At 59.6% G+C, this 18674-nt stretch carries 17 protein-coding genes; 13 read left to right on the top strand and 4 right to left on the bottom strand.

The annotated features are described in order from the left end of the window. Positions 1–12: 12 nt before the first annotated feature. Positions 13–834 carry a PaaX family transcriptional regulator C-terminal domain-containing protein gene (locus E9954_RS16190; RefSeq protein ID WP_136080349.1) on the bottom strand — a complete coding sequence of 274 codons (822 nt, stop codon included), beginning with the start codon at positions 832–834 and terminating at the stop codon, positions 13–15. 131 nt (positions 835–965) lie between these two features. Here E9954_RS16190 and E9954_RS16185 point away from each other — a divergent pair, with 131 nt between their 5' ends. From E9954_RS16185 to E9954_RS16150, 8 genes are all read left to right on the top strand, one after another. Further along, the gene (locus E9954_RS16185; RefSeq protein WP_136080348.1) at positions 966–2162 is read left to right on the top strand and encodes a saccharopine dehydrogenase family protein; all 1197 of its coding nucleotides are present in this window, start codon (positions 966–968) and stop codon (positions 2160–2162) included. Then, on the top strand, positions 2163–3734 hold the full coding sequence (locus E9954_RS16180) for an NAD(P)/FAD-dependent oxidoreductase (RefSeq protein ID WP_136080347.1): 1572 nt from the start codon (positions 2163–2165) through the stop codon (positions 3732–3734). Beyond that, positions 3731–4840 carry a carboxynorspermidine decarboxylase gene (gene nspC / locus E9954_RS16175; RefSeq protein WP_136080346.1) on the top strand — a complete coding sequence of 370 codons (1110 nt, stop codon included), beginning with the start codon at positions 3731–3733 and terminating at the stop codon, positions 4838–4840. The genes E9954_RS16180 and nspC overlap by 4 nt, the downstream gene beginning before the upstream one ends. Further along, positions 4837–5667 (top strand): agmatinase, encoded by an 831-nt coding sequence (gene speB, locus E9954_RS16170; RefSeq protein ID WP_136080345.1) that lies wholly within the window; start codon positions 4837–4839, stop codon positions 5665–5667. The genes nspC and speB overlap by 4 nt, the downstream gene beginning before the upstream one ends. Before the next feature lie 116 nt (positions 5668–5783). Next, positions 5784–6302 (top strand): adenine phosphoribosyltransferase, encoded by a 519-nt coding sequence (locus E9954_RS16165; RefSeq protein ID WP_136080344.1) that lies wholly within the window; start codon positions 5784–5786, stop codon positions 6300–6302. Positions 6303–6398: 96 nt separating this feature from the next. Further along, positions 6399–6962 (top strand): YceI family protein, encoded by a 564-nt coding sequence (locus tag E9954_RS16160; protein ID WP_136080343.1) that lies wholly within the window; start codon positions 6399–6401, stop codon positions 6960–6962. 203 nt (positions 6963–7165) lie between these two features. Beyond that, entirely contained in the window at positions 7166–8542 is a 1377-nt protein-coding gene (locus E9954_RS16155; RefSeq protein WP_136080342.1) for a metallopeptidase TldD-related protein, read from the top strand. Next, positions 8542–10131, top strand: coding sequence for a metallopeptidase TldD-related protein (locus E9954_RS16150; RefSeq protein WP_136080341.1), 1590 nt, complete (start codon positions 8542–8544; stop codon positions 10129–10131). The genes E9954_RS16155 and E9954_RS16150 overlap by 1 nt, the downstream gene beginning before the upstream one ends. 68 nt (positions 10132–10199) lie before the next feature. Here E9954_RS16150 and E9954_RS16145 read toward each other — a convergent pair whose 3' ends face one another. Continuing rightward, a complete protein-coding gene (locus E9954_RS16145; protein ID WP_136080340.1) occupies positions 10200–10562 on the bottom strand; it encodes an RNA recognition motif domain-containing protein in 363 nt (120 codons plus the stop codon). Between the two features lie 239 nt (positions 10563–10801). After that, a complete protein-coding gene (gene typA, locus E9954_RS16140) occupies positions 10802–12610 on the bottom strand; it encodes a translational GTPase TypA (protein WP_136080339.1) in 1809 nt (602 codons plus the stop codon). A gap of 277 nt (positions 12611–12887) precedes the next feature. Between typA and E9954_RS16135 the strand changes: the two genes are divergently transcribed. The 3 genes from E9954_RS16135 (at position 12888) to ruvB (ending at position 15464) form a co-directional block, all read left to right on the top strand. Then, entirely contained in the window at positions 12888–13637 is a 750-nt protein-coding gene (locus E9954_RS16135) for a PaaX family transcriptional regulator C-terminal domain-containing protein (protein ID WP_168442327.1), read from the top strand. A 126-nt stretch (positions 13638–13763) separates the two neighbouring features. Continuing rightward, a complete protein-coding gene (gene ruvA, locus E9954_RS16130) occupies positions 13764–14357 on the top strand; it encodes a Holliday junction branch migration protein RuvA (protein WP_136080337.1) in 594 nt (197 codons plus the stop codon). Between the two features lie 120 nt (positions 14358–14477). After that, positions 14478–15464, top strand: a complete 987-nt coding sequence (gene ruvB, locus E9954_RS16125; protein WP_136080336.1) for a Holliday junction branch migration DNA helicase RuvB — start codon at positions 14478–14480, stop codon at positions 15462–15464. Between the two features lie 61 nt (positions 15465–15525). Here the strand turns inward: ruvB and E9954_RS16120 are convergent, their stop codons facing one another. Then, complete coding sequence (locus E9954_RS16120) at positions 15526–15807, bottom strand: peptidylprolyl isomerase (RefSeq protein ID WP_136080335.1); 282 nt, start codon at positions 15805–15807, stop codon at positions 15526–15528. Between the two features lie 184 nt (positions 15808–15991). Between E9954_RS16120 and E9954_RS16115 the strand changes: the two genes are divergently transcribed. Together E9954_RS16115 and pgm are read left to right on the top strand one after the other, a co-directional pair. Continuing rightward, entirely contained in the window at positions 15992–16834 is an 843-nt protein-coding gene (locus tag E9954_RS16115; protein ID WP_136080334.1) for a hypothetical protein, read from the top strand. Between the two features lie 126 nt (positions 16835–16960). Continuing rightward, complete coding sequence (pgm, locus tag E9954_RS16110) at positions 16961–18601, top strand: phosphoglucomutase (alpha-D-glucose-1,6-bisphosphate-dependent) (RefSeq protein WP_136080333.1); 1641 nt, start codon at positions 16961–16963, stop codon at positions 18599–18601. Positions 18602–18674: the final 73 nt, after the last annotated feature.

Here is an 18674-nt window from a genome sequence, read left to right as displayed (position 1 = left end):
CGGCCGTGAAATCTAATTAGACGCCCCGAGCCGTTGCCCAATGGCGGACATCATCCTGCAATGCAGTTCCCACGCCCGGCGGCCTTGGTAGTTCCGCGGAAGCAACACGGACGGCAGCAAGGGATCTTCAGCAAAGGCGCTGTGAAAGGCCTCTAGCGCCAACCGCATTAAGGCTCCCACTTCCTCATCGCTGCAACTCCCGGCCAATAGATCCAGGTTTTGCTCGGTCGTTTCGCAATAGCGCCGCTGGATATCGTATAGCCGATCCAAGTTCCAGGCCTGATCTGCCACCCTCGAATTAGGCAAACCAAGCACGGTGCGGGATTCGAAGAGGAACGCGAACGAATCCACCGCCGCCGCCTTGACCAAATCATCGAATTGCGGACGGATGTCCCGCGGCGTTACCCAGACGCTCTGTTGCAAACACCCCAGCCTTTCCTGCTTAAGGAACCGACGCAGGACATCGCGATACGGCCGGTCGGCTTCCGGAACATCGTACACCAGCATATACCAGATGGTGTTCCATTTTTTGTCCCATCGCGCCTCGGGATTGAAATAGGCCGGAAGGCTTTCCTTCGCCGCGGGCGTCAGCTCCAGCCGCGGAATCTCCGGACCTTCCTCCTTGCGGTGAACCACCAAGCCCGCCTTTCGCAGGCGATAGGTGGCGTTGCGATAGGCTTTCTTGTCCGGATAGCACGAACGGTTCAACACCGCCCACCCACCGCGCGTCATGAACAATGCCGATAGTTGCAACATCTCCATCAATTCAAGCGCAATCTTGCGACGAACCACGGGAATGCTGATATCCGGATGATGGAACCGCACCCATTTCATGCCCCGAAGCGTCTAATTAAAACTCACGGCCGTCAATTCTAATTAGACGCCTTGAAACGATCGATGGCGTCGGCTTGCAATTGGATGCTGGCTGGAATATCTGTTTGGGCTTGATTTTAGGAGGTAGTCTCATGTCGAAAGTTTTGATTATTGGCGCTGGCGGGGTCAGCGGGGTTGTGGTGCACAAGTGCGCGGCGTTGCCGGAGGTGTTTTCGGAAATCATGCTGGCGAGCCGTACGAAAGCGAAGTGCGATGCGATTGCGGCGCAGTTGGATCGCCCGATCCAGACGGCGCAGGTGGATGCGGACAATGTGCCGGAGCTGGTGGAACTGATCCGGTCGTTCGGGCCGGAGCTGGTGGTCAACGTGGCGCTGCCCTACCAGGATCTGCACATCATGGATGCGTGCCTTGAGACGGGCGTGGCCTATCTGGACACGGCAAACTATGAGCCGGAAGACACCGCGAAGTTCGAATACAAGTGGCAGTGGGCATACCACGACCGCTTCAAGGAGGCGGGCCTCATGGCCCTGCTCGGCAGCGGATTCGATCCCGGCGTGACCTCGGTCTTCTGCACCTATATCCAGAAGCACCATCTCGACGAGATCCATTACATCGACATCATCGACGTCAACGCGGGCGACCACGGCTATCCCTTCGCCACCAACTTCAATCCGGAAATCAACATACGCGAAGTGACCGCGAAAGGCCGCTATTGGGAACATGGCGAATGGATCGAAACGGATCCGCTTTCCGTCAAGCGTTCCTTCGAGGTTCCGGAAAACATCGGCACCCCCAACATCTACCTGATGTATCACGAAGAGCTTGAGTCGCTGGGCAAGCACATCCCCGGCCTGAAGCGCGCCCGGTTCTGGATGAGCTTCGGCGATTCGTACCTCAAGCACCTCGAAGTGCTCGGCAATGTCGGCATGACCCGCATCGACGAAGTGGAGTTCAACGGGCAGAAGATCGTGCCGCTGCAGTTCCTCAAGGCGCTGCTGCCCGACCCGGCCTCGCTCGGCCCGCGCACCAAGGGCAAGACGTGGATCGGCTGCCAGGTGACCGGCGTGAAGGACGGCGAAACCAAAACCGTCACCGTCTACAACACCTGCGACCACCAGGAATGCTATGCCGAGGTGCAGTCGCAGGCCATCTCCTACACCACGGGGGTTCCGGCCTTCATCGGCGCCAAGATGCTGCTGGAGAAAAAGTGGACGGGCGACGGCGTCTTCAACATGGAACAGATGGATCCCGATCCGTTCATGGAAGACCTCAACCAATATGGACTCCCCTGGAAGGTCATCGAAGGCTCGGTCGTGGAGCTCGACTAGATGAGGCTCCGCATCAACCAGGTTCAGGTTCGCCTGAACTACAACGAAGCCGATGTCGTTAAAGCGGTCTGCCGGCAGCTTCGGTGCGGCAAGGAGCAGCTCAGTAATCTGGAAATCCTGCGGCGCTCGCTGGATGCGCGGAAAAAGGACGTGCCCCCGCGCTACATCCTTGCCGTCGAGGTGGATCATCGGGGCAAGCCGCCGATGCAGAAACCGGGGCGGATAGAAAAGGCGCCGCGCCCGGAACCCGCGCCGGAATACCCTGCGGTTACCGCCTCGGCCAATCCGCCGGTCGTTATCGGCGCGGGGCCCGCCGGATTGATGGCGGCGCTGACCCTGGCCCAGGCCGGGCTCAAGCCGCTGTTGATCGAACGCGGCGCGGAGACCGCCGAACGCGAAGGGCACGTGGCCGCCTTCTGGAACGACGGAACGCTCGACACCGAGAGCAACGTGCTCTATGGCGAAGGTGGCGCCGGCCTGTTTTCCGACGGCAAGCTGACGGCACGCTCGAAGGATCGCGCACGCATCCGCCGCTTTTTCGAAACGCTTGTTGCCTGCGGCGCCACCCCCGACATCCTGATCGATGCCATGCCGCACATCGGGACGGACGACCTGACCCAGATCATTCCGGCCATCCGCAAACAGATTTGGGAGCTGGGCGGCGCCTGCGCGTTCAACACCCGGTTCGAGGGGTTGATTATCGAGGGCGGCGTCTTGCGCGGGGTACGGGCTTCCGGCAAAGAGATCCGCACCGACGCCTGTTTCCTGGCCACCGGGCATAGCGCGCGGGATGTCTACCAACAGCTGGCCGCCGATGGGGTGCCGCTCGAAGCCAAGCCGTTTGCGGTGGGCGTTCGGCTAGAAATCCCGCAGCAGCGCATCAACACCGCGCAATACGGCAAATGGGCCGACCATCCGAACCTCGGAGCGGCCAGCTTCCGGCTGACGCGCAAAGAGGAAAAGCTGGCCCGCCGGTGCTATAGCTTCTGCATGTGCCCCGGCGGGGAGGTTATCTCGTGCGCCTCGTCCGAAGGGCTGCTCACCAGCAACGGGATGAGCCTCTCGGCGCGGTCGGAACCCTTCGGCAACGCCGCCATGCTGGTGCCGGTCGAACTCTCCGATTTTCCCTCCTCGCATGTCCTTTCAGGCATCGCGTTCCAGGAAACCATGGAGCGGAAGGCCTTCGAAGCCGGCGGCTCCAGCTATGGACTGCCCGCCGCTCGCCTGGTCGATTTCCTCGCGGGCCGTCTGGGCGAGCTGCCTGGCGAACGCTCCTGCCGCCGCGCCGTGCCAGCGGTGCTTCAGGAAATCCTGCCGGACTTTGTTTCGGACACCCTGCTCTCGGCCCTGCCCGGCATGATGCGCGAGCTGAATGGAACGCCGTTGGAAGAAGCCCTGCTCTACGCCTCCGAAACCCGCAGCTCCAGCCCGGTGCGCATTTTGCGCGACCGCGACGGTCAATCCGAAATCAAAGGCCTCTATCCCTGCGGCGAAGGCGCAGGCTACGCCGGCGGCATCGTGAGCTCCGCACTTGACGGCATGAAGCTCGCCGAACAGTATGCGCTCCCATGAAAACACCCGCATTTATCGTTGATGAACAGTTGATCCGCCGGAACTGCGAAATACTCGCTTCCGTGAAAGCACGAACCGGATGCACCGTTTTGCTGGCGCTCAAGGGCTTTGCCATGTGGCCGCTGTTCCCGGTCATCCGCGAATATCTCGACGGCGTCTGCGCGAGCTCGCCGTGGGAGGCGCGGCTGGGGCGCGAGGAGTTCGGCAAAGAGGTTCACGCCTTTGCGGCCGCCTATTCCGACGCCGATTTTGCGGAGCTGCTGACGCTGTGCGATGAGATTGATTTTAATTCGTTTGCGCAGCTGGAACGTTTCCGTGCCCAGAACACCACCGGCATTAAGCTCGGCCTGCGCATCAACCCCGAATGCTCCACACAGGATCCGGCGCATGCCATCTATGATCCGTGCGCGACGGGATCGCGCCTCGGGATCCGGCGGAAGGATTTTGAAGGACAGGATCTATCTGGCATTACCGGCCTGCACTTCCACACCCTCTGCGAACAGAATTCCGATGATCTCGAAACCACGCTCAAGGCGGTCGAGGAAAAATTCGGGGATATCCTGCCGCAGATGGAATGGGTGAACTTTGGCGGCGGGCACCACATCACGCGCGCGGACTACGACATCGACCTGCTCTGCAAACTGATTAGCGACTTCAAGGAAAAGTACGGCGTGCAGGTGATCCTCGAACCCGGCGAAGCGGTGGCGCTGAATGCCGGAGTGCTGGTTGCGCGCGTGCTGGACATCATCGACAACGACGGGGCGATTGCGATTCTCGATGTTTCCTGCACCTGCCACATGCCCGATGTGCTGGAAATGCCCTACCGCCCGGAAATCGAAGGGGCGGGCCTGCCGAAGGAGAAGGGGCACACCTACAAGCTCGCGGGACTCAGCTGCCTGGCGGGGGATCAGATCGGCGACTATTCGTTCGACGAAGCACTGAAGGTCGGCGACCGGCTGGCCTTCCAGGACATGGCCCACTATTCGATGGTGAAGACCACCTTCTTTAACGGGATCCAGCATCCCGATATCGGGATCCGGCGGAACGGCACCGTCGAGATGGTCCGCGAATTCAATTATGGAGACTACAAGGGGCGCCTATCATGAAAACATTTCTGGAATCGGAAGTACCGGACATGCCGGCGGAGGATTGCCTGTTCCATGTGATTCCCGCGCCCTACGAAAAGACGGTTTCGTATGGCGGCGGCACCGCCAACGGGCCGACGGCCATTCTCGAGGCATCGTACCAGCTGGAAGCCTACGATGGCGAAAGCTGCCCCTGCGCGTTCGGCATCCACACGCGCCCGGCGCAATACAGCCTGGAGTTCATCGAACGGGAAATCGCGGAAGTCCTGAAGCTGGGCAAGATCCCGGTCATGCTTGGGGGAGAGCATACGGTTACGGTCTCCGCCCTCCGGGCGCTGAAGGAGTCCGGAGAACCGTTTGGCGTGATCCAGTTCGATGCGCATGCCGACCTTCGCCGGGAATACGAGGGCGATCCGCTCAGCCATGCCTGCGCCCTGCGCCATGCGGTCGAGCTGGGCATCCCGCTTTTCCAGATCGGCGTCCGGGCGCTCTCGCTCCCGGAAGTGGAGTTGCGGAAGGAGAAGAGCATCCCCTATCTCGATGGGTATGAAATCGGCCGCAGCGGAATCCCCGACAAGCTGTTGCCGGACGACTTTCCGGAAAAGGTGTATGTGACGTTCGACGTCGATGGACTCGATCCATCCATCATGCCGGCGACCGGCACGCCGGAACCCGGCGGACTCGATTGGTTCCAGGCGATGGAATGCCTCGAACAGATTGCGGGGCACAAGACCGTGATCGGGTTCGACGTTGTGGAACTGGCCCCGATTGAAAAGCTGCATGCGCCGGATTTCCTGGTTGCGCGGATGATCTACAATTTCATGGGGCTGATTACCCGCAAGCAGTAGACCGGAAAGCCCTGCTAGGCGCGCTGCCATTCCCGAAGCCGAGAAGAAACGGAGCAATTTTTACTTCCTCCCTCAAACGGTTAGCTTAACGACACTTCAACAGGAGAACTTTCACCATGGAACAACTCAAAGCCGCCATCCGCGATATTCCCGACTTTCCCAAACCCGGCGTCGGCTTCAAGGACATCACCCCGTTGCTCGCCGATCCCGCCACCTTCAAACTGGCCATCGACCTGTTCAAGGAGCGGCATGCCGGCAACCAGATCGACATGGTGGTGGGCATCGAAGCCCGTGGCTTCATCTTTGCCTCGGCCCTCGCCTATGCACTCGGCGCCGGCACCTGTCTGGTACGCAAACCTGGCAAATTGCCCCACGCCGTACACCAGCAGACCTATGAGCTCGAATACGGAACCGACACCGTTGAAATCCATTCCGATGCCTTCAAACCCGGCCAGCGCATTCTGATTATCGACGATGTGTTGGCCACCGGCGGAACGGTTGCGGCAACCATCGACTTGATCAGCACCAACTTCGATGTGGAGATTGTCGAAAGCGACTTCCTGATGGAGCTCGGCTTCCTGAACGGACGGGCCAGGCTGGGCAGCAATCCCATCCACGCCCTGCTGACCTATTGATTTTTTGCACCCCGAAATCCCCTTTCATTTTCCCGAACTTTATACTGTACCATTTTGGTTCTCTTTGTATAATAACGGGCGTTCAAGGAGCTTATTATGATTCGAATTTTCATGATTTCGGTTTTATGTGTGCTGACGATCGGTGCCAGCGCGGAGACCTTCACGATCGATACCGGCCATGCCGAGATCGGCTTTGCGGCCAAGCATATGATGGTGAGCAACACCAAGGGCACGTTCAACACCTTCGAGGGTACGATCGACTATGATGTTGCCAGCAAAACGCTGAAATCCGCCCAAGGCACCATTCAGGCGGCCAGCATCGACACCAACAATGAAAAGCGGGACGAGCACCTGCGCGACGAGGACTTCTTCAATGTGGCCAAGTTCCCGCAAATCACCTTCAAGAGCACCTCCATCAAAAAAACCGGCGAAAACGAATTCGAAGTCACCGGCAACCTGAACTTGCTCGGGATTGACCGGAACGTCGTGCTCCCCGTCACCATCAACGGTCCGGTGGACGGACGCCAAGGCGGGAAGATTATCGGCGTTGAATGCAACACCTCGCTCAATCGGCGCGAGCTCGGCATCGACCACGCCCCCGCAGCCGTGATAGGCGACGAAGTAAAGATCAGCATCGAAGTGGAAGCCGGCACGAAATAATTCCCGAATCTCCTCCCCCAAACAACCGGACGTCCGCCCTCCTTCCCTGGGGCGGGCGTTTTTTATAACCGATCCCTGAATCAGGAGGCGCGGCAGGTGGATGAACACCGCCAATGACATGCTTCACATTTTACTTATTTGGGTGCGGCTTTATCCTGCCATTTAATTATCCTGTCCCGCATTCACATCATTACCGAGGTCCTATGAATCAACTATTCATCAACGAAGTCACCGCCCAACTGAAGGCGCTGGTTGAAGCCGGCACGCTGACAGGCTGGAGCCTGAACGCAACTGCTTCGCGCAGTCTGCAGCGTCTATTTTCCTCCCCCGACGGTTCCGCGCTTTCCTGCCACCAGAGTCGCCGCGTCGATGGGGAGGCCTTCAAGCTTTCCATCTACATCCCGTCCGAAACCGAGGGCATGGTCGGAACCGCAATGATCGACCTCGTGGCCTACCAGCCGATCGAAGATCAACTGAGGGAGGCCATCGCCCTTGCCGTATGCGGACAGAACAAAGCCTGGAAGCTCGCCGCACCGCCGGCCGCCGAACCGGTTGCCGTTGAAACATGCGATCCGGATGTCCGCGACAACCCGGAAAGCGTCGCCGAAAAAATCGAGAACCAGTTCACGGCGGCCTTCGCCGCCACCGCAGGGTGCCACCTGAACTCGGCCGAGCTGTTCGTCAACTACAGCCTCGGAATCCAAACCAACTCCGAAGGCCTTGCCTATGAAACCGAGCTGAGCGAACTCTATTTGGAAGCGGCCATGGAAAAGGCCGGACAGAAAAACGATAAGGAAGTCCACGAGCACACCACCTCCGTCACCGTCGACGACCTGAACGTGCAGGGCTTTCTCCAGGAGTGCGCACTGCAGGTTTCCGTTCTCGGCGACAGCCAGGAGCCGGAAACCCAAGACGGTGCAACCATCCTGATCGGGAAGGATGCACTCTCGCAAATGCTCGAAGCCCTGCTGCAACAGCTCAATTGCACCAACGAATATCTCAAACTGCCTTTCCTCAAGGCCGGCGACCAACTTGGAGGCGGGGAAGGCGATGCGCTGAACCTTAGCCTCGATCCGACGATCCCCTGCATGGTGCTCTCTTCTGCCTACGCCATCGACGGCCTCCCCGCGAAAGGCGGGGCACTGATTGAAGGCAATCAAGTGAAGAACCGTGTGATCGGAAACCGGTTCGGGCAATACCTTGGTTTGGAACCCAACGGACTCAGCGGCAACCTGGTGGTTGAGCCGGGCACATTGGCCAAGGAAAACCTCACGGGATTGGAATATGTGGAAGTCATCAAGTTTTCCTCGTTGCTGATCGATTCCCAGAAACTCACCTGGAGCTCCGAAATCAAACTCGGGAAACACCATGCGGCCGATGGCACCGTCACGCTGGTGAAAGGCGGTGTGGTTTCCGGCAACCTGAAGGACAACTTTACCGGTTGCAAGCTCTCCGCAACCCTCGGCACCGTGAACGTGCCCAAGAGCAGCTATGCCCCGCCCCTGGGCTACCGCGGCCCCGATTCCATGCTCATCACCAAAGGCGTTTCCATCGCCGGCCAGACGAAAGGAGCCGAATAATGAACACCATCCCCTACCCGCTCACCGATGAACTCCGCGCCTTTTTCCCCACCCTTGAAAAGCTGGTCCACACCCTGGAGGCCGGAGCGCAAGACAAGCTCTACGCCTTCGCCGTGCTGGAGGATCTCGATCAGTTCCAGAGCCATGTCAGCCAAACCGAGGCAACCGGACTCACCATGGACCGCGGCATCGTGCTGCGTATCCTCGCCGGCCGGCGCAACTTTGAATACGCAACCAACAACTTCGATGAAGCCGCATTGCTTGCAGCCGCCGAAACGCTGAAAGCCGAAGCACTGGACTATTTCCAAACCCTGGAAAAACCGCCGGTCTACACACCGCCCAGCTGGAGCGACGAACCGCTCGAAGCATTCGCCGAACCGATCCGCGAACAGATCCTGATCGGCGGGGAACTGCCACAAGCCGGAACCCCGGTCCATTTCGGCAGCGCCTACGATCCGTCCCTCTCCGAATCGATGAGCAAGGCCGAAACCGCCGCGCGCTCCAAGGCCATCAAGGAAGCGATCATGAAGGAGGGCGGCGACAAGCTCGCCTCGGCCGGCTGCATGATCCGCCGCAAGGTGAAGACCCGTCTGTTTGCCGACCGCACGCGCATGATGTCGCAGTCGCTCTTCTCGAGCCTCTACTATCTCTACGCCATCACGCCATCCGGCAAAACCGTGCGCGACATTATCGGAGGCATGGCCGGTGCCGAGGCAGGCGCAACGATCCATGAAGAGCTGATTGCCCAACTCGTCGAGACCGCCAACAAGGTTGAACACGCGGAACGGATCCAGCCGGGCCGCTACCGCATCATCACCGGCCCCGATGTGACCGGCGTGATTGCCCACGAAGCCTTCGGCCACACGCAGGAGGGCGACACCTGCCGCCTTGGCCGCAGCTGCGCCCCCGGCCTGAAAAGAAGCGGAACACTCGTTGGAAACGAACACGCATCCATCATCAACAACGCGGGCGTCTTTGCGATGGGCAAAATACCCTACGGCGTGAACGGCACCCACTTTTTCGACGACGAAGGCTTCATTGCCCGTCCGCAGGTGATCCTCGACGAAGGCAAGTTGTCGTCACCGATGAACGATCTGATGTCGTCGCTGGTCGGCGACATCAACGGCCCGTCGCCACGCCAATCGAACGGCAAGCGCGAGAGCTGGAAACGCCCGCTGATGCCGCGCCAGACCAACACCTACTTTACCGCCGGCGACAAAACCCTCGACGAGCTGGCCGAGCTATGCGGCAACGGCTTTATTGCCGAGCACGCGCATGGCGGCATGGAGGACCCGAAGGGCATGGGCCTCACGGCGGGCACGGAATACCTGGAAGAGGTGAAGGGCGGCAAGCGCACCGGCAAGCTGTTTCTCGGCCCGCAGGGCGGACACATCGAACTCTCCGATCCCGTGCCGCGCCTGCTGGGATCGATCCTTGCGAAAAGCGTCATTTCGGAAGAAGACCCCATGAACGAAACGGGAAGCGAACCGATCAACAAATGGGGCGGTTGCGGCAAATACCACAAGGAAAGCGTCGAAGCCGGATGCGGCGGACCCTGGATCCTCTGGGCGGGCATCACCTGCGGGTAAGGGTTGCCGGAAAAGCAAAAAAGCCCGGGCGGAAGCCCGGGCCTGGTCTCTTCCACCTACGGGAAGGATCAGTAGCGTTCGCGGTTTCCACCGCCACGGCCACTGCGCTCGCGGCCGCCATGGCCACCGCCACGGCCGCCTCCATAGCCGCCGCCTCCACCTTCCCGGCGCGGGGGACGCTCTTCGCGGGGCTTGGCAATATTGACCCGCAGGTCGCGGCCATCGAGCGGCTTCTCATTGAACATTTCAACGGCCTTGTTGGCTTCTTCGTGGGTCTCCATTTCAACGAATGCAAACCCGCGCGAGCGGCTGGTGAACTTGTCGAGCATCAGCTGGCACGAAACGACGGTTCCAGCCTGCTGGAACAAGGCCTCTAGGTCATCCTCGGTAGAATTGTAGGAAAGGTTTCCCACATACAGTCTCTTTTCCATTTTCCTATCCCATCTCCCCCACCCGGCACACCACGCCTGTCCCGACTCGTTCGGCTTCCGGAAACCCCGTGGCTTCCCTGACGACCCGCGGCACGTCCTGAATGGTATGCCGAAAGCTTATAACCAAATACGGGGAAAGCAACCCTTATCCCAAGGGTTTACGAAACTCTAACGAAGCAAAAATGCAAAGACCGCCAAGGAGCGTCTTTTTGCGGTCTTTGCGAGGTTCCGAAAGAAAACTAGCTTTCCTTCTGGCGGCTGAAGCGCTTGCGCTCGTTTTCGGTGAGCATCTTCTTGCGCATGCGGATGTTGTGGGGGGTGATTTCGACCAGCTCGTCGGCGGCGATGTATTCGAGCGCCTCCTCCAGGCTCTTCACCTGCGCCGGGGCAATCTTCATGGCGCGGTCGGTGCCGGAGGCCCGGACGTTGGTGAGCTGCTTGGCCTTCTGCATGTTGACGACCAGGTCCTTGTCGAGACAATGCTCGGCAACGATCATGCCTTCGTAGCACTCCTCGCCGGGGTTCACGAAAAAGATGCCGCGCTGCTGCAGCCCATCGATCGCAAAAGCCACTGCGGCGCCCTTGCCTTGGGAGATCAGCACGCCGTTGTTGCGCTGCTGGATTGCGCCCTTGTGGGGTTCGTATTGCAGGAACCGGTGCGTCACGATCGCCTCGCCCGCCGAAGCGGTGAGCATCCTGGAACGCAGGCCGATCAGCCCTCGGGTGGGAATCTGGAAACGGATGGTCTTGCGCAGGCCGTGCTGATCCATGTCGACCATCTCGCCCTTGCGGGTTCCGGCAAGCTCGATCACCTTGCCGGCAAATTCGTCCGGCACATCAATGTGCAGGATTTCGATCGGTTCCTCCTTCTTGCCGTGCTTTTCCTTGAAGATCACCTGGGGTTGGGCAACGGACATTTCAAAGCCCTCGCGGCGCATGGTTTCAATCAGGATGGAAAGGTGCAGCACCCCGCGGCCGCTAACACGGAAGGAGTCGCCACCGGTTTCCTCGACGCGCAGCGCCACGTCGCGCTCGGTCTCCTTCAGCAGGCGCTCGCGAAGATGCCGGCTGGTCACATATTTGCCGTCCTGTCCATAGAAGGGCGAATCGTTCACGCTGAAGGTCATCGAAAGCGTCGGCTCATCGATGTGGATCGGCGGCAAGCTTTCGGGGGTTTCAAAATCGGTAATGCAGTCGCCGATGTCGATATCGGGAATCCCGACGATCGCGCAGAGGTCGCCGCAGGGGACTTCCTCGACTTCATTGCGCCCAAGCCCTTCGAAGGTAAAGAGCTTCTTGATGCGGGTTTGCTCCAGGGTTCCGTCGCGGCGGATGTGCATGAGCGGCTGCTTGGTGTTAAGCGTTCCGCGGTAGACGCGGCCCACGCCGATACGGCCGACATAGTCGTTGTAGTCGATGGAGGTCACCTGCATCTGGACGGGACCCTCGTTCACCTTCGGCGCGGGGATGTGCTCGAGCACCGCATCCATCAGCGGCAGCATCGAATCGCGCGGCCCATCAAGCACGGTATCCGCCCAGCCATCCTTGCCGGAGCAGTAAAGCATCGGGAAATCGAGCTGGTCGTCGTTGGCTTCAAGTTCAACGAAGAGGTCGAACACCAGATCGTGGATCACGTCCGGACGGGCGTCGGGCTTATCGATCTTATTAATGATCACCACCGGCTTCAGATCCAGCTCCAAGGCCTTGTCCAGCACGAAGCGGGTCTGGGGCATGGGGCCCTCGGCTGCATCGACCAGCAGGAGCACGCCGTCGGCGAGGTTTAGCACGCGCTCCACCTGCCCGCCAAAGTCGCTATGGCCGGGGGTGTCGATCACGTTGACCTTAACGCCCTTGTAGTTGACGCTGATATTCTTGGAAAGGATCGTAATACCGCGTTCGCGCTCTAGGTCGTTGCTATCGAGCAAGCATTCCTGCATATCCTCGTTGTCGCGAAATAGCTCAGCCTGCTTGATGATCTCGTCCACCAGCGTGGTTTTGCCGTGGTCGACGTGCGCAATGATCGCGATATTCCTGATTTCCTGGGCCATTCGGAGCCTCCGGCGGAGCCGCGGCTCCGGTAAATTGTTATTGGTTATTCGGTATCGGGTTATGAAATGAGGCGCGAAGATATAGCTTTCCCCCCGGAATGCAACCCTTTCCATCTCCGATTGTTCCACCCAATCCACCCTAAGCTCCACGGCAAATGTTGCAGTTATATTGACGGCCGTCAGCACAACTGCAACACTCCTGTTCATGGATTGGCAGGATTTCCATAACCCGGATATCAGTTGGCCCGTTGTGCGGCGACACGTTGGAGTCGAGTTCATGGAACTTCTGGAGCTTTCCGCGCTCTTCCTTAGCCGGGGCGGCTGGGCGCTTCTCAACCGCTCCTGCTATCCCAGCGACAAAGCCTTCCGCTCCGCGAAATCCCGCTTGCTGAAGCAGGGGCTCGTTGCGGCGCGAAGCACCGGCGGAGAAGCTCCCCGGCTTCATTTGACCGAAACCGGACAAAATGTGATTCCCATCTACTTCCATCCTGAAAAACGCTGGGGGCGTTCATGGAACAAGATTTGGTACATGCTGGTCTACGACGTCCCCGAGGTGGATAGGAAATACCGCAATGTGCTGCGGCAATTTCTTAAACGGAAACATCTCGGCCAGCTACAGCAAAGCGTTTGGATTACCCCCGACGACATCCGCCCCGACTTCGATGACCTCGCCCAGGCAACCAACATCGATGCGTTCGCTTATTTGTTTGAGTCGAGAAGCGTTCTGGGCTTGCCCAGTCGGCAAATCGTGGAAGATTCGTGGAATTTCGAGCAACTCCGCCAACGACAGGAACATTTCCGAGACGTGACGCAAAAGAATATCGCACTGCTTCAGTCGGACCTTCACGCCCCCGCCGATATCTCCCAGCTATTGCGCGCATCGCTCTCCGCCTATCATGCGGCCATGATCGACGATCCGCTGCTCCCCTCCGCGTTGCTCCCGCACGACTATGCCGGAAAGCAGGCCCACGAAGCCCATCGCGCCCTGCTGCTTGAAATCGATAAGCAGGCCGGATGTTGCAGTTAGAGTGACGGCCGTCACAACAACTGCAACATTCATGATGGCCGCGTACTGGGCATCCCTGCGGAGCGAAGTCCCAAGGATTTGAGAAAAGGCTGTATTTCACCGGTCTGTTTCTGCAACATCCCAACCATGATTACGTTTCTTGAAGGCAAACTCGACACCAAGCAGCTCGCACGCATCGAAATGAACATTGGCGGCGTGGGCTACGAGGTATTCATTCCTCTCAGCAGCTACGACCGCCTCCCGCTCGAAGGCGAACACTGCCGGATCCTGACCCACCACCACATCACCGAAGCAGACCAAAAGCTCTTTGGCTTCTGCACCGAGGACGAGCGCGACATGTTCCTGAAGTTGCTCACCATCAGCGGCGTAGGCCCCAAACTGGCGATCAGCGCGCTCTCCGGCCTGCCGGTGCGCGAGCTGAAGAATGCGCTGATCAACGGCGACATCAAACGGATCTCGTCGATCTCGGGCATCGGCAAGAAAACGGCCGAACGGATCGTTGTGGAGCTGCGCGACAAATTCGATCCTGGCGAACAGCTCGATGCCTTCGCCCCGATCGAAGCCGCCTGCGGCGACTCGCGCATGCGCGATGCCGCCCTCGCGCTCGGCGCCCTCGGCCACAAGCCCGACGATGCCGCCAAGATGATCAAGGGCGTTGCCAAAAAACTCTCGCCCGAAATGACGGTGGAAGACCTCATCCGCCTGGCGCTAACGAAATAGCCACGAAGGCCCGAAGGACTCTCCGCCCTCCCCTGCTTCGTGCCCCGTTGCGCACGCCGAGTCTTCGTGGTTATATTCCGTGACAACCGGCGTTCAACTGTGGCTACATAGATTCCAATCATGAACAACGAAATCATTACACCGGACAAGGAGTTCGAGCAGAAGCTTCGGCCGTCGCGCTTCGAGGATTTTACAGGACAGGATAAGATCCGGGAGCGGCTGGAACTCTTTGTGCAGGCCGCACGCCAGCGCGAGGATGTGCTCGACCACGTGCTCCTATCCGGCCCGCCCGGCCTGGGAAAAACAACGCTTTCCTACATTCTGGCCGATGCCATGGACGCGGGCATCAAATGCACATCCGGGCCCGTCATCGACAAACCCGCCGATCTGGCCGGCCTGCTGACCAGCCTGGAGCGCGGCGATGTGCTGTTCATCGACGAAATCCACCGCATGCAGCGCTCGGTGGAGGAATATCTCTATTCCGCCATGGAGGATTTCGTGATCGATATTGTGATCGACCAGGGGCCGAACGCCCGGTCGGTGCGCCTGAACATCCAGCCCTTTACGCTGATTGGGGCAACCACGCGTGCCGGCATGCTCTCCGCCCCCATGCGCTCGCGCTTCGGATTGGTTAACCGGCTCGACTATTACGACGCGGCAACGCTGGCCATCATCATCAAGCGCTCGGCGAAAATCCTGAATGTGGAAATCGAAAACGATGGCGCCATGGAGATTGCATCGCGGTCGCGCGGAACTCCGCGTATTGCCAACAACCTGTTGCGCCGCGCCCGCGACTATGCGCAGGTCAAGGCCGACAACATCATTACCGCCGAGCTGGCCGACAAGGCGCTGAATCTGCTGGACATCGATGACGACGGCTTGGAGGAAATGGACAAGCGCATCCTCTCCTGCATCATCAACAAGTTTGGCGGCGGGCCGGTGGGCATCAACTCGATGTCGGTCTCGGTGGGCGAGGAATCCGACACGATCGAGGAGGTATACGAGCCCTACCTGATCCAGGAGGGCTACCTCCAGAGAACGGCGCAGGGCCGTGTTGCCACGGCCCGTGCGTATGCCAAGTTTGGGCTGGTTCCACCCGAAAAATAGAACCCAACCGAGGGCCGGCGGTCTCGCCGACCGGGCACCGGAGCCGGTGCCCCTTCCCGGATTAATCCACCCGATGCGTGACTTCCACGAGATGGAAGCCGAACTGGGTCTTGACCGGCCCCTGCACTTCGCCAACGGGGGCGCTAAAGACGACTTCGTCGAATTCCTTCACCATCTGGCCGGGACCGAAGGTGCCGAGCGCGCCGCCGTCTGCGCCCGATGGGCACTTGGAGTGCGCCTTGGCCAGTTCGCCGAAATCGGAGCCTTCCTCGATCTGCTTTTTCAACGTCAGGCAATCCGCTTCCGTTGCCACCAAAATATGCCGTGCTACTGCTGAGGCCATGTTTTCTCTCCTGTGTTTTAGGTTGAACCTCGAAGAGTGCATGTTCAGCCTCCGCCACTCAAGCCGGAGCAACGACAAATACGCCGAAAACCGGAAAACCCCCTTCCTAACCGTAATTGAACCACTTTCTTATTGTCATCTTAGTACGACATAGTTTTGTATAGGCAGACAACGGAGGTTTTTTATGAAAGGCGATATTCGCAAGGCATTGGATTATCTGAACGCAAACAAGGTTCGGGCGAACTATTCGGCCGTGCAGGGCTACCTTGGATTCGGCCCGTTCGACAAGGTGGACTGGACCGAGGTGCTCGGCCCGCCGCGGCAATACACCTCTTGGGTCGTACACCGCAGAACCGGACTGCCGGACGGCCACACCCCCGCAGATCTGCATCCCGACCTGATGATTTCCGACGAAATCATCACCAAGAGCAAGCTGCTCCAGGCCGCCATCGAGGAGTTCGATGGCGTGGCCGATGACAGCCTCAGCACACTCAACGTGCACAAGGTGGAAGTGGCCGACTGCCACGGCAACAATGCCGCCGTCGTTTGCCCTTCTTGCAAAAAACCCTATGTCATTTCCGGCTTCTTGAACAAAGGCATCCGCCCCTGCCCCCACTGCGGGAAATCGAAGGCGGTTTTCGCCGATGTCAAGGCGGAGTGGGAAGCCACGCACCAGGACGACATCATCGAACCCGAACAGGTTGCCACACGACTGATGTTCAAGAAGGAATGGCTGGGCTACGATGTCTGGGTCAGCTTCACCGAAGACGACACCACCTATCGCTATCCCCACGACCAGCTGCTGCAAACCTTCATCAGCCGCCTCGGCATCATCGAAGGCACCAAGACCTGGGAGAGCGATGGCGTCTACGGCTTCCCGCGCCTTAGCGGCGAGCAGAAGAAAATGCTCAAGCGCTACATCACGGAAGTCCGCAATGCCCCGGTGGCCACCCAGGCCGCCGAAACGGGGATCATCATCCCCGAGCCCGAAACGGCCGACGATCCGGAAGAGCTGAAGGAATCCTGAACCGTCCACCGGACTGCGAATGCGGCAACCAGCCGCGGCCACGACTTCACCTTTAGCATTGAGCACACGGGGTGTGCTCTGCTATGAACCGCGGCTCGATTCAACAATTTTAAAGGAGAAACAAAAATGGCCATCCATCCAGAAGCAGGAAAACCCGTTGCAAAGGAAAAGCTGACCGACGTCGCCGAGCTGATCAGTCTCTACTACGAGACGCAGCCCGATGTAACCAATCCCGACCAGAAGGTTGCCTTCGGCACCTCCGGACACCGCGGCACCTCGCTGAACACCAGCTTCACGGAAGACCATATCATGGCGATTTCGCAGGCCATCTGCGAATACCGCGCGGGCCAGGGCATCACCGGCCCGCTCTTCATGGGCAAGGATACCCACGCGCTGTCCATCCCGGCCGAAAAAACCGCGCTCGGGGTTTTCGCCGCCAACGGCGTGACGGTGATGATTGACCAGGACGGCGGATACACCCCCACCCCGGTCATTTCCCACGCCATCCTCGCGTACAACAAAGGAAAGACCGAAGGGCTGGCCGACGGCGTGGTCATCACCCCATCGCACAATCCGCCCGACAACGGCGGCTTCAAATACAACCCGCCCAACGGCGGCCCCGCCGATACCGATGCCACCGGCTGGATCGCCGACCGCGCCAACGAGCTACTGGCCGAAAACAACGACGAAGTCGAAAGCCTCTACTATCCCGAAGCGCTCGAAGCCGACACCACCGTCGCCTACGACTTCATTACGCCCTATGTCGAAGACCTCGGCAACGTGATCGACATGGAGGCCATCAAAAACGCCGGGCTGAAAATCTGCGCCGACGCCATGGGTGGCTCCGGCCTGCGCTACTGGAAGCCGATCGCCGAGCACTACGGCCTCGACATCACCACCCGCAACGACACGGTCGACTACACCTTCAGCTTCATGACCGTCGACCGCGATGGCAAGGTGCGCATGGACTGCTCCTCGCCGTGGGCCATGGCCAGCCTCGTCGCCCTCAAGGACGATTTCGACATCGCCTTCGGCAACGACCCGGACTACGACCGCCACGGCATCGTGACCAAATCCGCCGGCCTGCTGAACCCGAACCACTATCTCGCGGTGGCCATCAACTATCTCTACGCCAATCGCGAAGGCTGGAACAAGAACGCTGCCGTTGGAAAAACGCTGGTCTCCTCCTCCATGATCGACCGCGTTGCCGCCGACCTCGGCCGTGACCTTCAGGAAGTTCCGGTTGGATTCAAGTGGTTCGTTAACGGCCTCGTCGACGGCTCCTACGGTTTCGGCGGCGAGGAATCCGCCGGCGCGTCGTTCCTGCGCAAGGACGGCACCGTCTGGACAACCGACAAGGACGGCATGATCCTCTGCCTACTGGCGTGCGAAATCCTCGCCGTCACCGGCAAGGATCCGGGCGAGCACTACCAGGAGCTCGTCGCCAAGTTCGGCGCGCCGGTCTACGACCGCGTCGATGCCCCGGCCAACCGCGAGGAAAAGGCCAAGCTGGCCGCCCTCTCGCCGGAACAGGTCAGCGCCGAAACGCTGGCCGGCGAGCCGATCACCGCCAAGCTGACGCACGCCCCCGCCAACGGCGCGGCCATCGGCGGCCTCAAGGTCTGCACCGAAAACGGCTGGTTCGCCGCCCGCCCCTCCGGCACCGAAGACGTCTACAAAATCTACGCCGAAAGCTTCAAAGGCGAAGAGCACCTGCGCCAGATCCAAAGCGAGGCGAAAGAGATTGTGAACCAGGCGCTCGCATAATGCGTGAACAATGACGGTTGAGCCGTGATTCACTTCGCATCACGCTTCTCACCTCACTTTACACGAAATTCAT

The sequence above is a fragment of the Pontiella desulfatans genome, assembly GCF_900890425.1.
Classification (GTDB): Bacteria; Verrucomicrobiota; Kiritimatiellia; order Kiritimatiellales; family Pontiellaceae; genus Pontiella; species Pontiella desulfatans.
The sequence above is the reverse complement of the archived record's forward strand: the minus strand, read 5'-3'. Positions and strand labels throughout refer to the sequence as shown.